Annotated in this window: 13 protein-coding genes, 1 tRNA gene and 1 pseudogene; 3 read left to right on the forward strand and 12 right to left on the reverse strand. The window is 67.0% G+C overall.

The features are described from left to right. The 6 genes and pseudogenes from VE172_RS14285 to VE172_RS14310 form a co-directional block, all read right to left on the reverse strand. Window positions 1-192, reverse strand: a pseudogene (locus tag VE172_RS14285) (hypothetical protein); the annotation flags it as partial. A gap of 2 nt (window positions 193-194) precedes the next feature. After that, the gene (locus VE172_RS14290; protein WP_324802592.1) at window positions 195-890 is read right to left on the reverse strand and encodes a GntR family transcriptional regulator; all 696 of its coding nucleotides are present in this window, start codon (window positions 888-890) and stop codon (window positions 195-197) included. A gap of 362 nt (window positions 891-1252) precedes the next feature. After that, window positions 1253-2680, reverse strand: coding sequence for an ApeA N-terminal domain 1-containing protein (locus tag VE172_RS14295; RefSeq protein ID WP_324802593.1), 1428 nt, complete (start codon window positions 2678-2680; stop codon window positions 1253-1255). A 592-nt stretch (window positions 2681-3272) separates the two neighbouring features. Continuing rightward, the gene (locus VE172_RS14300) at window positions 3273-3440 is read right to left on the reverse strand and encodes a hypothetical protein (protein ID WP_324802594.1); all 168 of its coding nucleotides are present in this window, start codon (window positions 3438-3440) and stop codon (window positions 3273-3275) included. A 754-nt stretch (window positions 3441-4194) separates the two neighbouring features. Then, window positions 4195-4279, reverse strand: a tRNA-Tyr gene (locus VE172_RS14305). Window positions 4280-4353: 74 nt separating this feature from the next. After that, a complete protein-coding gene (locus VE172_RS14310) occupies window positions 4354-5325 on the reverse strand; it encodes an endonuclease/exonuclease/phosphatase family protein (RefSeq protein ID WP_324802595.1) in 972 nt (323 codons plus the stop codon). A 148-nt stretch (window positions 5326-5473) separates the two neighbouring features. On the opposite strand from VE172_RS14310, the gene VE172_RS14315 reads away from it, so the two are divergent. Then, window positions 5474-5965, forward strand: coding sequence for a YajQ family cyclic di-GMP-binding protein (locus VE172_RS14315; RefSeq protein WP_324802596.1), 492 nt, complete (start codon window positions 5474-5476; stop codon window positions 5963-5965). 132 nt (window positions 5966-6097) lie between these two features. On the opposite strand, the gene VE172_RS14320 is transcribed toward VE172_RS14315, so the two are convergent. Further along, window positions 6098-6568: a MarR family winged helix-turn-helix transcriptional regulator gene (locus VE172_RS14320; protein ID WP_324802597.1), complete on the reverse strand. Its 471-nt coding sequence runs from the start codon at window positions 6566-6568 to the stop codon at window positions 6098-6100. Between the two features lie 62 nt (window positions 6569-6630). On the opposite strand from VE172_RS14320, the gene VE172_RS14325 reads away from it, so the two are divergent. Both VE172_RS14325 and VE172_RS14330 read left to right on the forward strand, forming a co-directional pair. Next, window positions 6631-7542: a quinone oxidoreductase family protein gene (locus VE172_RS14325; RefSeq protein WP_324802598.1), complete on the forward strand. Its 912-nt coding sequence runs from the start codon at window positions 6631-6633 to the stop codon at window positions 7540-7542. Between the two features lie 111 nt (window positions 7543-7653). Next, the gene (locus VE172_RS14330) at window positions 7654-10629 is read left to right on the forward strand and encodes an AfsR/SARP family transcriptional regulator (protein WP_324802599.1); all 2976 of its coding nucleotides are present in this window, start codon (window positions 7654-7656) and stop codon (window positions 10627-10629) included. Between the two features lies 1 nt (window position 10630). On the opposite strand, the gene VE172_RS14335 is transcribed toward VE172_RS14330, so the two are convergent. From VE172_RS14335 to VE172_RS14355, 5 genes are all read right to left on the reverse strand, one after another. Beyond that, window positions 10631-11524: an NAD-dependent epimerase/dehydratase family protein gene (locus tag VE172_RS14335; protein ID WP_324802600.1), complete on the reverse strand. Its 894-nt coding sequence runs from the start codon at window positions 11522-11524 to the stop codon at window positions 10631-10633. A 51-nt stretch (window positions 11525-11575) separates the two neighbouring features. Continuing rightward, entirely contained in the window at window positions 11576-12430 is an 855-nt protein-coding gene (gene htpX / locus VE172_RS14340) for a zinc metalloprotease HtpX (RefSeq protein ID WP_324802601.1), read from the reverse strand. Between the two features lie 83 nt (window positions 12431-12513). Then, window positions 12514-13974 (reverse strand): NADH-quinone oxidoreductase subunit N, encoded by a 1461-nt coding sequence (locus VE172_RS14345; protein ID WP_324802602.1) that lies wholly within the window; start codon window positions 13972-13974, stop codon window positions 12514-12516. Next, window positions 13971-15449 (reverse strand): complex I subunit 4 family protein, encoded by a 1479-nt coding sequence (locus VE172_RS14350; protein ID WP_324802604.1) that lies wholly within the window; start codon window positions 15447-15449, stop codon window positions 13971-13973. Before VE172_RS14350 ends, VE172_RS14345 begins: the two co-directional genes overlap by 4 nt. After that, window positions 15449-17101 (reverse strand): NADH-quinone oxidoreductase subunit 5 family protein (locus VE172_RS14355; protein ID WP_324802603.1); only part of this gene is annotated, 1653 nt, incomplete at its 5' end. The genes VE172_RS14355 and VE172_RS14350, both read right to left, overlap by 1 nt.

Here is a 17101-nt window from a genome sequence, read left to right on the forward strand (position 1 = left end):
ATCGCGAAGCACGTCGGCCATGCCTTTGCGGCTCTTACCTGCCACTCGTGACCATTTGTGCTCGGCATACTTCTTGGCGAGCTGCAACCACGTCAGAGCGCTTTCAACGTCCTCTATGGCCTTTTGCTCGTGGAGCATGGAGACCGGCAAACCGGTATCAATGTCGAAAGCCTCTCCGATGCTAGCGGCCATAGTCAGTTTGGACTGGCTGGTTCCAGTGACATGCGGAACATCATTGCCTTGTGTCGATCGCGCGGGTAAGACACTTTGGACACCATGACGGGGCGATCGACTTCATCTAGGAAGCGTTGCTCGACACGCTTGACGAGATCGCCTGTTTTGACTTTGAGCCATTCCGCGTGGGCTTCGTCGGGAGGCTCACCGTCGCTTATGGTTTCTTCGAGTACCACGGCATCGGCGGTACCTTCGAACCCTTTAGGCCGAAAGGTGTCCGATATAGACACCGGCTGCCCACTTTCGGTGACCCGCGTGACGACGTGGCTTACTTCGCTACCTTCGTCGAGGTTCAGAGCTTGTGCGACTTCGGCATCCGCCGGGATGATGCTGAGCTCACGCTCAACATGTACCTCTTTGCCGCTCTCATTGGTGAACGTGGACTCGGCTTTCTCCATCGAACGCCCCGGGGAGATACGGATCAGGCTTGGCTGGTCGGCGACGAAGACGCCGCGTCGCCGGACGGAGTAGACGAGTCCTTGACTGATCAACATCTCTATTGCCTTACGGACGACGATGTCCGAGACCTTCTTCTTGGTGACGTTCTCGGCGGCAATCTCCGCGTGACTGGGCAGTTGTGTCCTCGGGGGTAGCTCACCCGATCGGATGCGCCGGGCATAGTCCCCTGCGATCACCACGTATGCGTGCTCTGGCATGGACGACGTTCCTTTCTTGGTGACGCGTTCCCGCTTAGTATACATATCTTCGTATACGTACGTAGGTTCTTGTCGCCCGGTCGAGGCTCGCGCATCGTTCGACGCTGTCGAGGCACTAGTACGCCCTCATGATTCCGGCGCACCCTAAGGCTGTGACCTGTTGAAACGTGCGAGTAGCTCCAGTGACCAAGGATCGATGAGGGTCACTCATAGGCGGGTGCCGCCTGGCACAACCTTAGAGGTAGGGAGATGATGTCGCGGCCTCTCGGGACGGAGAGAGGCCGCCGTTGTTGGGGCATCTCGAATCCATACGACATCTCACCTCTTCAAGTGAGTAGCCTTAAACCGACCCGACAAGCAGTTCAACATAAAGAAGCCTGACGTAATCTCTGCGAATACCTCGCGTGGAGCCTGTCAATAGTTCCTCTTAGTCTATCTTTATACCACGAGAAACAATAACGATCACTCGCACTTTCAAGGAGGCCTATCGATACGCCCAAACTCAGCAACATATTCGCGCGTACAACGTCAAAAACTGAGTAGTGAAGGTAAAGCATATCTTCGCTATCTATAGTATCAACATCACTGTTTACATGAGTTACCTCATTTCGAGCGCTAGCCACAACGTGTGCCCATTTATACTTGTCAGGGATTATCACTTTGATTGCACGTTTGCTTCTACCTGCCAATTTCATGAGGCGTTTCTTGAGTGAAGGTTCATAAGCATATGCGAGCTTGTCATTAATCCAATCGCGGGAATCTTCATCCGGTACCGCTTCGAGCAAGGTTTGAATCAGCTGTCGGTGTGATTCCTGCTCGGTTTCAGGCACTTGGTAGACGTTGCGATGAAAGCCTTCTGCGGCACTAATAACGTTTAGTAGTCGATTCTCCATATAGGTCTTACCCATGTATCGAACTCCGGACAAGGCGTGCAGCGACCGTCGAAATTCGGGTACAACGTCAAGCCACTTAGCCATTCCGTCAACGCCATCAATTTCACGGTATGACAGGTACCTGTCATACCTAGGTATTCGATCCTTGTCGGTAGGTTCAACATGATGTATCCGGGAAGCTTTGTACTCGACTTGCAGTGAGCCATTCGAGGGTGAAGTTTCGGCGGTTGGCTCATTTGCATGATCACGGAAAACTTTAAGCAAGTCCATTGTCAATGGGACGTCGGCACACATAGAAATCAACTGCTCTATGTCGACTACGTCTCCAGTAATCGTTTGGAAAGTCGCGGGACTATCGTACTTAATCTCTATGTATGAATGCTGATACAGTACGCTGCCGTTCGGAACTTTTTTCGTACTCCAGCCTTGAAATACTCTGATACACCCGCGTGAAAAATTAGCCTCATCCTCTAGCATTGAATCAAGAGACATGCTTACGATTGAACTAGTATCATCATCCTCTTCCTGTACGCGGTACTTGATACCCGAACTTCCTACCCAGTTGCCAAGTTCGCCGAATTTCACTAGAACCCGATCGAATAGATTGTCATCCTCCGACATATGGCTGCCAATGAACAAACCACCTACGTGATAGGCAGACTCGACAACACCGCGAGAGGGTTGTTGAAGTCGCGTTTTCCAGCAATCACGAAGTGTGACCCTTTTCGAACCAATGTATCCCCAGATCAGGACGCTTGATTGATCAAACTGCACATCATCAAAATCGCCCACCAACTCGATTTTGCACCCGTCTATGGCGTCAAAATCTAGGCGACCCGACAATTCCGTTACTGTTCCAGGTATCCAAAATATCCCAGAATCATTAATGGGTTGCATTTTCAATCCCCTCCGCTCTTGTTGACGCAGGCTAACTCGGTCCAGGCCGCACGTCGCGTGGATCTAATACCTCCGTCACACAGACTATCGGCTAGGTACGCAGAACGTAGATGCATAACTACCTCACTGACCAACGAATCCTGCAAAACCTGAGTCAGACCGCCATGGCCATGCACAACACTCGTAGAAGGCCTGCGGCTGTGACGCTCATGGGGCTACTTACCCCGGTGTCGTTGGTGACAATGGTGACAGAATTCTGAGACTGGTGCTTGACCAGCAAAAGCACTCGTCAGGAGAGCGTTGACATAGTGGCGACAAAGTGGGGCTGGCGTTGACAGAAATACTCGGCTGGCTGGACTGACAGGAGTCCCCACTACTGCTGGTCAGTGATCTCGTCGACGGGGATGATGCGCTCGCTTGACAGGAGACCGACGCACAGGCCTGGTTGGGCGGTCAGTAGATAGGCGCCAGATCGATGTAGCCAACTTGCGGGTTACCAACTTCGATTGCGGAGACCGATGAAAATCTTGTCATTGAAGGTGGCATACCGTGGAGTTCTGCCCCAGCATCATCTGACGCTGGGGCAGCCGTCTTACTGGCCGCGGAACAGCCGCCACGGCCCGGAGTCCCGCCGTCCAAGAGCTTCGGCTATTTTCGGCAGATCCTCGGGCCGTGCACGCTTGACGATATAGAACCTCAAGGCCAAACGCCCCGCAGCGAGTAGAGCGGAAATGGTGCCGATGGCCAGCACTTCAAACACTGTAATTCCTATGTGTCTTGTGTTCGCCTCGGCCCCTCAGAAAAGATTGAGACAGCCTGAACTTTCGTCCCAGCACACCGGGGCCGTTCGCGAACTAGACAGAAACTGAACGAAGCGAAGTAAGGCCAAGTCGAATCTACCAATCCTTGCGTGCGGTGACTCGGTAGGGATGACCGCAGCGGCGGCTGGGCTAATGGCGATTGAAAGAACAACCGATTCCGGCCGCCGCTGATGCCAGGTTTATTGCCAAAGTGCCATCCTCGATGGCGATGGGCAAAGTCCGACCGATTTAACCCACACGAGCGGTCGAGGTGTCGATGCGCACCGGTCGAGGTATATCCAAGTAAGGATGTATCCGAGTTATGCGCTTAGAATCGCCCTCAGGGGTTTATTGCTGGTCAGCGTAGCGACGTGTTGGTTGGTGGGACTTTTCTGTCAACGCCGAGGTTATTTTGTCGCCATTCTGTCAACGCCCGTCTGACAAGTGCTATCCCTGGTCAGGTGCCAGTTTTCGGAATTCAGTCACCATAGTCACCAACGTCAACGGGGTATCACCGCCAATGGCGGTAGAGCGTTGACCTCCGCAACTCGGAAGTCAAGGAGTGTCGCGTTAGGGCGTTCGGAGACTCGCGCGGATTCTTCGTCCCGCCCTCGTCCCGGATAGCCGCATCTGGCCGCATCGGCTTGCATTCAATCGCACAGGCATACGAAAGGCCCCCGGACTGTTTTTACAGTTCGGGGGCCGTTTCGGCTGTGGTGGCGCGTACTGGATTCGAACCAGTGTAGGCGGAGCCAGCGGTTTTACAGACCGATCCCTTTGGCCACTCGGGCAACGCGCCATGGTGCACGCTCGTTCGCGATGACGAGCGCGCGAGAAAGGATAACCGGTGCGGCGGGCGGGGGCGCAAGTGGGTTAGGACGCGGGGATGGCGAGGGTTGCCGACAGGGCGCGGTGGTCGGTGTCGGGGATGGTGGTCACGGAGGTGGCGATCGGGGTGATGGCCTTGCTGGTGAGGACGTGGTCGAGGGTGACCTTGGGGACCAGGCGCTTGTCCATGGGCCAGGTGCCCGACAGTCCGTTGCCGCAGGCGTCGGCGGCGTCGGTGTAGCCCGTGCCGATCAGGCCGCGCAGGGTGGCGTGGTCGAGGGTGGCGTTGAAGTCGCCCGCCAGGACGCGGGCGGGGCCGTCCTTGGCGGAGGTGGGAACGGCCTTGAGGTCGTGGCGCCAGTCGGGGATGAGGCCGGGCGAGACGGGGGCGGCGGGGTGGATGGCGAGGAATTGCAGGGGCGCGGCGTGTTCGATGTGGATGGTGGCGGCGGGCATCTCGAAGCGGCCGTCGGTTTCCAGCGTCCGGGCCTCGGTGAGGGGGTAGCGGGAGAAGATGCCCGTGCCCGCGGCGGCGTCGCCCGGTTTGGTGAGGGCGTGGGGCAGCGTGCCGTGGAGCTTGGCGCGCAGGGTCTTGTCGGCGGCGGGGGTGAGTTCCTGGACGCTGAGGATGTCGACGCCGTCGGTGACGGCCTGCTCGGCGACGGCGGACAGGTCGGCGCCGCCGACGTGGAGGTTGACCGTCATGACGTGGATCTTCGGGCCGTCGGGGCGGGGACCCGAGTCGGCGATGGCGCGGGGTGCCAGGGCCACGACCAGGGCGCACAGGCACAGCACCAGGACGGTGACGGCGCCCAGGGCGCGCAGCGCGACCGCCAGGCCGAGCGGGACCAGGATGGCGATGGTGATGTACGGGGTGTAGGCGATGGCGACGACCAGGGGCCAGGCGTTGTCGACGCCGAAGAAGCGCCACAGGGTGAACGCCGCCCAGACGAGCACCATGATCCACAGTAGAGTCAGTCCGATGCGGCGCGCGGGGGGAGTCCTGACCTCAGACATCAATCGAGTATCCGATAGGCGGGGCCGAAACGCTAGGCCGCGGCGTGCGGATCTTCGCGCGGGGGCGGCTCGCGGCCAGCCGAAACGATGGTCGAGCCATGGCCTAATCTCGAGGTTCGGTCTACGAACTGCTGGGAGGCAACGGCACATGGCGAACTCTTCGTTCGACATCGTCAGCGAACTCAACTCCGCCGAACTGGACAATGCCATCAACCAGGCGTCCAAGGAGGTCTCCACCCGCTTCGATTTTCGCGGCACGGGCGCCAAGATCGAGCGGTCGGGGGACGAGACGGTCACCCTGACGGCCGAGACCGAGGACCGCGTGCGCGCGACGCTGGACGTGTTCAAGGACAAGCTGGTCAAGCGCGGCATCTCGCTGAAGGCCCTGGACACCGACGAGCCGCGGCCGTCGGGCAAGACGTACAAGATCGACTGCACCCTGAAGCAGGGCATCGCCCAGGACGTCGCCAAGAAGATCAACAAGACGATCCGCGACGAGGGCCCCAAGGGCGTGCAGGCACAGATCCAGGGCGAACAGATTCGGGTCACCAGCAAGAAGCGCGACGATCTCCAGGAGATCATCAAGCTGCTGAAGGACGCGGACTTCGATGTGCCGCTTCAGTTCACGAACTACCGCTAGGTAGTGAGTGAACCATTGGCGCAGCCGAACTACCGCTAGGTAGTGAGTGAACCATTGGCGCGGCCGAACTACCGCTAGCCAGTGAGCTAACACCGCGGGGGCGCATTTCGTCCGCGGAGTCGTCAGCGTCCACTAGGTACTCGACGCTGTCGGCTCGCCGTCGACCCTTGCGACGCGGGTGACGAGGTCGACCAGCCGGGCGCGCTCGTCGGGCGTCAGGTCGGCGAGAAGCTGCTCGTTGGCGTCGGCGCCAGCCCGCGCGCATTGGCGGGCGAGGCGTTTGCCGTCGGCGGTGATCGTGATGATCACGGCGCGGCGGTCGCGCGGGTCGGGGGCGCGGGTGAGCAGGCCGCGGCCCTCCAGACCCGACACGACGCCCGCGACGTCCTTGCGGTCCAGGGCGATCGCCCTGCCCAGCTCGGCCTGGCTGATCTCGCCGAGGTCGCTCAGGGCCGACAGCACCGCGTGTTCCCACAGCTTGATGTCGTGGCGCGCCAGGTGTTCGGCGACCAGGGCGCGGCCGCGGGCCGCCGCGCGGCCGAGCAGCCAGCTGGGCAGGCCGCGGATGCTGGTGGCGACGTGGAGTTCGCGGTCGACCGACATATTTGTTGGAATCCCATCAATTGAGTTATTGTTGGTTTCCCAACGATATCTCAGGAGGCCCCATGAAGCGGGTTCGGCACCTCGGCGTCGGCCGAGAACTCACCATCGACGACGTCGCGACCCCGCGGGCGGGCGCGACCCAGCTGCTCATCTCCGTCGAGGCCGTCGGCGTCACGCTGCCCGCCGTGCGCCGACTGGACGCCTCCACCGAGCCGCTGCCCCTGGCCGGGGAGGTGTGCGGGACCGTGCTCGAGATCGGTTCCGAGGTCACGGGATTCGGCGTCGGCGACCTCGTCACGGGCCTGTGCTTCGCCGACGCGTACGCCGAACAGGCGGTGCTGGAGCGGGCCTTCGCCAGCGCCGTGCCGAGCGGCGCGACCGCCGCCGACGCGATCGCGCTGGTGCGTTCGGGGCTGGTGGCGCGCGGCGCGCTCGAGGCGGCCACGCCGTCGGCGGGCGAGTCCATCGCGGTGACCGCCGCGGCCAGCGGGGTCGGGCACATCGCCGTCCAGTTGGCGAAGGCGTTGGGCGCCAATGTGATCGGCGCGGTCTCATCCTCGTCCAAGGCCGACTTCGTGAAGGGACTCGGCGCCGACGCGGTGTGCACCTACGACGAGGGCCCGCCCGCCCCCGTCGACGCCGTCCTGGAGGGCGTGGGCGGGGAGCAGGTGGGCCGCTCGATCAAGTGGCTCGCGCCGTGCGGGCGCCTGGTGTTCTACGGGTCGGGCGGCGGGAGCATCAACGCCTTCGACCTGCTCGACGGCAACCGCAGCGCGGTCGGCTTCCAGGTCGCCCGCGTCGCCCGCGAGCAACCCGAGCGCTACGCGGCCTGGCGCGACGACCTGTGGCGCGGGTACTTCGCGCGGACGCTTGTGCCGATGGTCGACCGCGTCTACCCGCTCGGCGAGGCCGCGGCGGCCCACGAACGGCTGTTGGCGCGGGCCAACCGCGGCAAGGTCGTCCTGGCGCCGTGACCGCCGACGAGTACCCGCACGGCCGCGACTCTGGTTGTTCGTAGGAGGACACGGCCCCCGCCGGCGGCGATACTTGAGCGACCTATCTCAATGAGTCGATGCGGAGCGTTCATGCGGTTTGGCTTGCTGGGGCCGCTGGAGCTGACGCGCGACGGCGCGCCCGTTCGGCTGCCGGGCACCCAGCAGCCGCGCGTCCTGGTGGCGCTGCTGGACGAGGCGAACCGTGTCGTACCAACGCATCGGCTGGCCGCGGCGATGTGGGACGGCGAGCCCCCCGCGACCGCCGACCGGCAGGTGCGCAACCTGATCGGGCGGCTGCGGCGCGAGGCGGGGCTGCCGCCCGACCGCCTGTTCACCGCCGGGGCCGGGTATCGGCTGGCGGTGGAGGCGGCGGACCTCGACGTGCTGCGCTGCGAGACCCGGGTCGCCGAGGCGCGGCGGCGACGCGACGGCGGCGACCACGCCCAAGCGGTGACCGCGTTCGACGCCGCACTGGCGGAATGGCGGGGGCCGTCGCTGGCGGGGCTGACGGGGCGGTTCGCCGAGGCGATCGCGGCGCGGCTCGACGAGCTGCGGCTGTCCATCACGGAGGAACGCGTCGAGGCGATGCTCGACATGGGACACGGCGCGTCGCTGGTGTCGCAGCTGCGGACGCTGGTCGCCGAACACCCGCTGCGGCAACGGTTCACGGCCCAACTGATGCTCGCGCTGCACCGGTGCGGGCGCACCGCCGAGGCGCTGGAGGCGTTCGTCCACTTGCGGGGACTGCTGGCCGAGGAACTCGGCATCGACCCCGGCGAGTCGGTGCGCCTGCTACACACCGCGATCCTGCGCGGCGAGCCCACCCTGTCCCCCGCACCGATCGCGGCGACCGCCATCGCCGTCCCCGCACAGCTTCCCGCCGACGTGCCGGGCTTCATGGGACGGCGGAAGGCCCTGGCCACCCTGGATCGCCGGGTGGAGGCGGGGCGCCGGGTGCTGATCACCGGGCCGGGCGGCATCGGCAAGACCGCGCTGGCGGTGCGGTGGGCGCGGCTGAATCGCGAGCGCTTCACCGACGGGCAGCTGTATGTGAACCTGCGCGGCTTCGACGACACCGCACCGCTGCGGCCCGGCCAGGCGCTGACCCATCTGCTGCGCGGCCTGGGGGTCGCGGCCGACGGGATTCCGCCCGATGTGGACTCCGCGGCGGCGCTGTTTCGGTCGCTGACCGACGGACGAAGCCTGGTCTTGTTGCTGGACAACGCGCGCGACGCCGATCAGGTGCGCCCGCTGCTGCCCGGGTCGGCGGGCGTGGCGGTACTGATCACCAGCCGCCATCGAATGCCCGGGCTGGTGGCGGTCGACGGGGTGCGTCCCGTCGGGCTGGAACCCTTGGCGTACAACGAGGCCATCGCGTTGATGAGCGACCTCGTGGACGACGGCCGGTTGGGCGGGGACGCCGGGGCCGCCGAGGCGCTGGCCGACCTGTGCGATCGGCTGCCGCTGGCGCTGCGCATCGTGTCGGCGCGGCTGGCGGGCGAGCCGCGCCTGGACGTCGCGGAATTCGCGCACCGATTGCGCGCGGCCCAGGGGGTCGAGGGGTTCAGCCTCGACGGCGACGCCCGCGCGGACCTGGCCGCGAGCTTCGACCTGTCGGTGGCGGCGCTGAGCCCGTCGGCGCGTGACCTGTTCCTGACGATCGGGGTGATTCCCGGGGGCCGGCTTCCGCGCGCGTTGATCGCGGCCGCGGCGGGCGACGGCGCGGCGGTCGACAGTGGACTCGACGCGTTGCGGGCGGCGCATTTGGTACAGCGCCCCGAAAGCGAGCGGTACGTGCTGCACGATCTGGTGCGGTCGTACGCCTCGCATCGGGCGGCGTCCGAGCTGACGCGGCCGCGGCGTGACGCCATCGCCGATCGCGTCATCGACTGGTACTTCACCGATCCCCGGATCCGCGGACCCGAGGAGTACGTCAACATCGCCGCGGCCGTCGAGAGCCTCCGCGACCATCCGCGGTGCTGGAAGCTCGGCGTCGCCCTGACGCGGCACGGCGACCTCGGGGTGGATCTCGTTGAGCTCCAAGAGATCGCCGACAACGCCTTCAGCACCGCCGACGGCGGACCCGCGTCCGCCGTGCACATCCAGGACGCGCTCGCCCGCGTCGCCCACCACCGCGGCGACCACGCCACCGCGGTGCGCCACGCCCGCGCCGCGTGGGACCTGTCGCGCGACATCCCCGACGCCGACGACGACGGCGTCCTTCTGTCGAATCTGGGAAGAATGCTGTACGGCGCGGGCGAATACGCCGAGGCCGAGACGTTCCAGCGCGCGGCGCTGGAGGCCGCCGAGCGGCCCGGGCACGCCGTCCATCTGGACTCGCGCCTGAGGAATCTGGGCAACCTGTTGCGGGCCACGGGACGCTTCGCCGAGGCGGAGACGCTGCTGCTGCGCGCCGAACGGGCCGCGGGCGACCGCCGCGACGACACGTACCTGCGGGTGTGCGAGGTGCTCGGCAACCTTCACGCCGACATGGGGCGGCTGGACGACGCCGAGCGCTGGCTGCGTCGCGTCCTCGCCGCCGACGCCGCCCCCACGCAGCGCACGTCCGATCTGGCCGTCATCCAGCTCGGCGAGGTGTTGCGTCGGCTGGGCCGCCTCGACGAGGCCGAGTCCGCGCTGCGCGACGGTCTCGAGCGGGCGGAGGTGGCGCGCCGCCACGTGATGGCCGACGAGGCACGCATCGGACTCGCGCTCGTCCACTGTGACCTCGGACGGCCGAGGGACGGCATGGTCGTGCTGTCGCAGCTGTCCCCCATCGGCGGGCGCTCCCTCGACCGATCGCTGCTGGCGCGACGGGCGCTGGCACGGGCGCGGTGCCGCCTGGCGCTCGGCGAGACCGACGCCGCCCACGACCTCGCGCTGGAGGCCGTGAGGGTGTGCGAGGAGTCGTCGCGGACACTGCTCCTGGCGCGCGCCGAGGCGCTGCTGGCTCAGATCCTCGAGGCGGCCGCGGACGTCGCGGCGGCGCGCGAACATCGCGGGCGCTCGCGGGAAGTCCTTGCCCACCTTGGGCTCCCCGACACCGAGGCGATCACCGCGGTGTGAGTCAGCCGCGCCGCGCCGAGGCGACGAAGTCCGCGACGTAGTCCTCCAGCGCCACCTTCGGCTCCCAGCCCAGGGCTCGCACCTTGGAGTTGTCGGCCTCGCCGCGCGCGCGTTCGCCCGGCTTGGCGGGGATCATGACGTGCTCGCAGCCGAACAGCTTGGCCACCTCGAGCATCTGCCATTCGCGGCCCGCGCCGATCAGGTAGCCGTCGCCCTTGCCGTGCTCGGCGCAGCGCAGCAGCCCCGCCACGGTGTCGTCGATGTGCGTGAAGTCGCGGGACTGGGTGCCGGGCTCCACAATGGTGAGCGGCTCGCCGTCGCGGTACTGGCGCTGGAAGATCCCGATCGCGGTGGCGTAGCGGCCGTCCTCGATCTGGCCAGGGCCGTAGACGTTGTAGAAGTACGTGATGACGTAGTCCAGGCCGTACCAGTTGCCGTAGTTGCGGATCAGCTCGCCGTTCTTGGCCTTGGTCCAGGCGTACGGGTTGAGGTGCTCGTCCTGGCCGTCGTTGCCGAACTTCGAGCTGGAGCCCGCGTAGACCAGCCGGGCGCCGTTGTCGAGGCAGAACTTGACGACTTCCTTTGTCCCCCAGGCGTTGTACTCCCAGACGCGGTCGGGTTCGTCGAAGGACTGCGGGATGCGGGCGTACTCGCCGAGGTGGAACACGATGTCGGGGGTGCCGAAGGATTCGTTGGCCCAGCGCTTGTTGATGTTGGCCGTGGAGTCTTCCAGGTAGGTCACGTTGGGGGCGTCGACGTGGACGTCGCGGCGCCCCGTGAAGTAGTTGTCGACCGAGACGATGCGGGAACGCGGGTAGTCCCGCGCCAATGCCGCTATCAGGTGACTGCCAACGAAACCGGCACCGCCGGTGACCACGATGGTGTTGTTCTCCACTGCGCCTCCAAATCGATCAGCTGCTCATGGTACGACAGCCCTTCAGGTGGGTTAACGGACCGCGCGCTGCATCTCTTCGAGGCGGCGGATGCGATCGGCCATCGGGGGGTGGGTGGAGAACAGTTTGGACAGTCCGCCACCGCGGAACGGGTTGGCGATCATCAGGTGCGCGCTGTTGGTGATGGGGCCGTCCGCGCGCAGCGGCAGCTGGTCGACGCCGCCCGAGATCTTGCGCAGCGCGCTGGCCAGGGCCAGCGGGTCGCCCGACAGCTCGGCCCCCGAGGCGTCGGCCTGGTACTCGCGGTTGCGGCTGATGGCCATCTGGATCACGCCCGCGGCCACGGGGCCGAGGATCATGGTGAGCAGCAGGACGATGGGGTTCGGGCCCTCGCGGTCGTTGCCCAGCGGGATGAACCACGCGAGGTTGGCCAGGACGCTGATGACGGTGGCCAGGGCGCCGGCGACGCAGGAGATCAGGATGTCGCGGTTGTAGACGTGGGACAGCTCGTGGCCCAGCACGGCGCGCAGCTCGCGCGGGGTGAGCAGGCGGAGGATGCCGTCGGTGACGGCCACGGCCGCGTGCTGGGGGTTGCGTCCCGTGGCGAAGGCGTTGGGCTGCGGCACGGGGCTGACGTACAGCCGGGGCATCGGCTGGCCCGCGCGGTCGGCGAGCTCGCGGACCATGGCGTACAGCTCGGGCGCCTGGGCCTCGGACACGGGCTGGGCGTTCATGGAGCGCAGCGCGATCTTGTCCGAATTGAAATATGTGAAGGCGTTAATGCCTAGCGCGATGACGGCCGCGATGACCAGACCCATCACGCCGCCGATCCAGTAGCCGACGGCCACGATCAGGGCCGACAGCGCGCCGAGCAGCAGCGCGGTCTTCAAACCATTGTGGTGATTCATGTGCCTCACTCCCGGCCGATCAAACGCTGCGGGGTGACGTCATTGTTCCCCTCAAGCGAATTTTGCCCGAACAAACTGGGAATTCACTGTGAAATCGCCGCGAGGTGGAGCACTAGTTGCGGCGCGAAACCCAGGACCACGGCGGCGGCGACACAGGCCGCGGCGGCGATGGCGGCGGGCAGCGGTGCGCCCGGGGCGGCGTCGGGCGTGCCTCGCAGCGGGCGCAGGCTGAAGCGCAGGTAGTAGACCAGGCCGATGACCGCGTTGACGGCGATCACCACCGCCAGCCAGGGCAGCCGGGGCGCAACCGCCGAGAACACCGTGACCTTGGCGAACAGGCCCGCCAGGCCGGGAGGCAGGCCCGCCAGGCCCGTGAGCGCCAGGATCAGCGCGCCCGCCAGCCACGGGGAGCGGCGGGCGGCGCCCGCGTAGTCGTCCAGATCGCCGCCGTCGACGCGCTCGCCACGCAGCCCGATCACCGCACCGAAGGCCGTGATCTCCAGCACCACGTACAAAACGGCGAAGCCGATCACGGCCGCCGCGATCGCCTCCACCCCCGCGTGGGTGCGCCCCGAGGCCACCGCGAGGCCGCCGAAGGGCGCCAGCAGGTAGCCCGCCTGGGCGATCGACGACCAGGCCAGCAGGCGCACCGCGCGGGTCTGGCGCAGCGCCACCAGGTTCCCGACGGTCATGGTCACCGCCGCCACGGCGGCCAGGACTCCCCCCGACACGGCTGCGACGGGGGTGAGGCCGACGGTCAGGACCCAGGTGATCGCCACGATTCCGCCCAGCTTGGACGCCGTGGACAGGTAGGCGGCGATCGGCAGCGGCGCCCCGTCGTAGGTGCCGGGTGCCCAGGCGTGCAAGGGAACCGCGGCGACCTTGAAGACCATGCCCGCGATCACCATGGCCACGGCGGCGGCGGTGAGCGGGGCGGTGGGTCCGTGCAGCGCGTGCGACAGTCCACTGAGGTGGACCTGGCCCGTGACGGCGTACAGCAGGGCCGCGCCCAGCAGGGTCAGGGCGCTGGCGGCCACCGAGGCCAGCAGGAAGGTGACGGCGGCCTCGGCGCTGCGGATATCCTTGCGGCGCATGGAGACCAGGACGTACAGCGGCAGGGTGAGGGTCTCCAGGGCGACGATGATGGTGATGAGGTCGCGGGCGTAGGCCAGCACGACGCCGCCCGTCAGGGAGCTGGCCAGGAGAAAGAGGTACTCGCCGTGCGGCGGGCCCTCGCGGTCGCGCAGCGTGGCGGCCGACAGGCCGAGCACGGCCAGGGTGAGGGCGCACAGCGTCACGGCGACCAGGGCGCCGGGGCGGGTGGTGGCGTACGAGCATCCGTCCGCGGCGCAGAAGGTCTCGCGGTCGGGGCTGAATCCGAGCCAGGCCGCGGCCACGGCGGTGGCCAGGGTGCCGATCGCGGTGGTGGCCAGCACGACGGCGCGGCGCGCCACGATCAGGTCGGCGACCAGGGCGGCCACGGCGGTGGCGGCGGCCAGGTACGCGGGCAGCAGGGCCATGTGGTCGATGGCCTGGGTTCTCATCGCGCCACCACCTGTTGAATCAACGCGCCCGCGAAACCGTCCAGGAGCAGCCACGGCGCCACGCCGAACACCAGGATGCCCGCGGTGATCGGCGCCCAGATGGCGATCTCGCCGCGCCGCAGCGCCGCCGCCGATCCCAGGTTCGCCACCACGGGCGAGGAGTCGCCGTGGGTCACCAGCCGCAGCAGCCGCAGCAGGTACGCGGCGGCGAGCGCGGCGCCCAGCGCCGCGAACACCGCCAGCGTGATCCACAGTGCGCTACCGCGGCTGGCCGATCCGTACACGCTGAACGCCTCGCCCCAGAACCCCGCCAGCCCGGGCAATCCCAGCGACGCCAGCGCGGTGAATCCGAGGATCCCCGCCAGCCCCGGCGCCGCGTTGCGCAGACCGCCCAGTTTGGACAGCTCCCCGGTTCCCGCGCGGTCCTTGATGGCGCCTGCCAGGAAGAACAGCAGGCCCGTGATCAGGCCGTGGGCGATGTTGCCGAACAGCGCGGCGTTGATCCCCGCCGCGGTCATGGTCGCGATCCCCAGCAGCACGAATCCCATGTGCCCCACCGACGAGTACGCGATCAGCCGCTTCAGCTCGTTCTGCGCCAGGCACACCAGTCCTCCGATGAGGATCGCGGCGACCGCCAGCACCGCCAGCACGGGCGCCACCCGGTGTGCCCCATCGGGAGTCGTCCCCACGCCGACGCGCACCAGCCCGTACGTGCCGAGCTTCAACAGCACGCCCGCCAGGATCACCGACCCCACGGTGGGCGCCTGGGTGTGGGCGTCGGGCAGCCAGGTGTGCAGCGGCCACAGCGGCGCCTTGATCGCGAAACCGATGCCCAGCAACGAAAACGCCAGCACCTGCGTGCCCGGCGACATCCCCGCCCCGTGGCTTTGGGTGAGCCGCACGATGTCGGCGGTGCCCGTCGACCCGACGATCACGAAGATCCCCGCCAGCAGCAGCAGCGAACCGAGCAATGTGTACAGCGCGAACTTGATCGCGGCGTGCCTGCGGTCCTCGGCGCCCCAGAAGTGAATGATCGCCCACATCGGAAGCAGCACGATCTCGAAGAACACGAAGAACGCCACGAGGTTCACCGAGGCGAACACCCCCGTGATGCCCACGTCCACGGCCAGCAGCAGCGCGGCCAGCACCGCTCCGCTGCCCCGCGCGGGTTCGTAGATGGTGGTGTGGACGCAGCACAGCAGCGTCAGCAGGGCGGTCAACGCGATGAGCGGGTAGGACACCCCGTCCACCCCGATGTCGAATCGCAGATGGATCGCCTGCGCCCACGGCAGGTTCACGCGATGCCACATGGGGCCGTCGCCGGACGCCAGCGGAAGCGCCGCCGCGGCGAGGAATCCCGCCGCCGCGAAGCCCGTGGCGACCCACTTGGCGAGCCGGTTGCGTTGGCGCACCGCGAAAGCCGCCACCGCACCGACGGCGGGCAACGCCAGCGCCGCGACCAGGACGAGGTTCATCACGACAGTGCCCCCAGGTAGACGGCGACGCCGATGGCGCCGATCAGGACGGCGCCGCCGAGGGCCGTCAGCAGGTGGCGGGGGACGCCGAAGCCGTGGAGGCGGGCGGCGGCGCGCGCCAGGACGGCGGTGGCGGGCGCGCTTTCCTCGATCGCGCCGTCGACGAGGGTTTCGTCGGCGCGGCGGACCAGGCGGGCCAGCCGGATGACGGGTTGGACGACGGCGCGGTCCTGTGCGGTGTCGAGGTAGAAGGCGTTGATGAAGACGGCTCGGGCGCGGCCCAGCGCGGCGGCGGGGTCGGCGGCGGTGTCGCGTTTCCAGACCAGGTAGGTGGCGCCGACGCCGACGACCGCCATCAGCAGCACGATGAGGGACAGGTCGATGTGGACGGTGGGCAGGCGGGTGAGCGGGCCGATGGCGGCCAGCCCGAGCAGGGCGGCGGGGACGGCCAGGACAATGAGGGGCCAGCGCATCAGGGGCTCGGGGTCGTGGGGGTGCACGCCGGGCGAGCGGGGCCGGCCGAAGAAGGTACGCAGCCAGGCGCGGGTGGCGTAGGCGGCGGTGAGGGCGACGGTGACGACGCCCGCGCCCCACACGATGGTGCCCGCCGCGGTGGGCGACTCGAACGCGGCGCCCAATATGGACTCCTTGCTCCAGAAGCCCGACAGCGGTGGGGCGCCGACCATCGCGGCGAAGCCGATGGTCATCGTCCAAAATGTCACGGGCGCGCCGCGGCGCAGGCCGCCCATGCGGGACATGGAGTTGCTGGACACCAGGTGGATCACGGCGCCCGCGCCCAGGAACAGCAGGGCCTTGAAGGCGGCGTGGCTGAGCAGGTGGAACAGGGCGGCGTCGGGCGCGGCCACGCTGATGCCGCCGAACATGTACGCCACCTGGCTGACGGTGGACCAGGCCAGGACGCGCTTCAGGTCGTCGGCGGCCAGGGCGGCGCAGGCGGCCAGCAGCATGGTGACGCCCGCGATGATCGCGGTGACCGTGGCCGCGGCGGGCGCGGCGGCGAACAGCGGTCCGAGTCGAAACAGGACGTAGGCGCCCGCGGCGACCATGGTGGCGGCGTGGATCAGCGCGGAGATCGGGGTGGGGCCCGCCATGGCGTCGGGAAGCCAGGTGTGGAGCGGGAACTGGGCGCTCTTGCCGACGGCGCCGGCCAGGATCAGCAGGCAGGACGCCAACACCACGCCGCTGTTCAATGTGGGCGCCCGGTGGAGGATCGCGGTGATGTTGAAGGTGTGGGCGTGCGCGCCCAAAAGCACGATGCCCAGCAGGAAGCCGACGTCGCCGACGCGCGTCACCAGGAACGCCTTGACCGCCGCGGCGGGCGCCTCGGGGAGCCTGCGGTCGTGGCCGATCAGCAGGTACGAACAGGCGCCCATCACCTCCCAGCCGACGAGCAGCGGTATCAGGTCGTCGGCGACCACCACCAGCAGCATCGCGGCGGTGAAGATGCCGATCTGCGCGGCGTAGGGGGCGTAACGCTCGTCGTCGCGCAGGTAGGCGATCGAGTAGAGCTGGACCAGGCAGGCCACCGTGGTCACGGCGATCGCCACCGCCGCGACCCTGGGGTCGATGTGGACGCTGAGTCCGACGCGGATGTCGCCGAAGTCGATCAGCGGATCGCGGCTGGCGCCGGA

Origin of the sequence: Stackebrandtia sp. (assembly GCF_035643755.1) — a bacterium.
Taxonomy (GTDB): domain Bacteria; phylum Actinomycetota; class Actinomycetes; order Mycobacteriales; family Micromonosporaceae; genus Stackebrandtia.

Excerpts from the sequence above, each read along its gene's own strand:
- htpX (WP_324802601.1), bottom strand. The coding sequence starts at position 12,430 with ATGAATCACCACAATGGTTTGAAGACCGCGCTGCTGCTCGGCGCGCTG.
- VE172_RS14320 (WP_324802597.1), bottom strand. The coding sequence starts at position 6,568 with ATGTCGGTCGACCGCGAACTCCACGTCGCCACCAGCATCCGCGGCCTG.
- VE172_RS14330 (WP_324802599.1), top strand. The coding sequence starts at position 7,654 with ATGCGGTTTGGCTTGCTGGGGCCGCTGGAGCTGACGCGCGACGGCGCG.
- VE172_RS14345 (WP_324802602.1), bottom strand. The coding sequence starts at position 13,974 with ATGAGAACCCAGGCCATCGACCACATGGCCCTGCTGCCCGCGTACCTG.
- VE172_RS14325 (WP_324802598.1), top strand. The coding sequence starts at position 6,631 with ATGAAGCGGGTTCGGCACCTCGGCGTCGGCCGAGAACTCACCATCGAC.
- VE172_RS14295 (WP_324802593.1), bottom strand. The coding sequence starts at position 2,680 with ATGCAACCCATTAATGATTCTGGGATATTTTGGATACCTGGAACAGTA.
- VE172_RS14350 (WP_324802604.1), bottom strand. The coding sequence starts at position 15,449 with ATGAACCTCGTCCTGGTCGCGGCGCTGGCGTTGCCCGCCGTCGGTGCG.
- VE172_RS14315 (WP_324802596.1), top strand. The coding sequence starts at position 5,474 with ATGGCGAACTCTTCGTTCGACATCGTCAGCGAACTCAACTCCGCCGAA.
- VE172_RS14290 (WP_324802592.1), bottom strand. The coding sequence starts at position 890 with ATGCCAGAGCACGCATACGTGGTGATCGCAGGGGACTATGCCCGGCGC.
- VE172_RS14310 (WP_324802595.1), bottom strand. The coding sequence starts at position 5,325 with ATGTCTGAGGTCAGGACTCCCCCCGCGCGCCGCATCGGACTGACTCTA.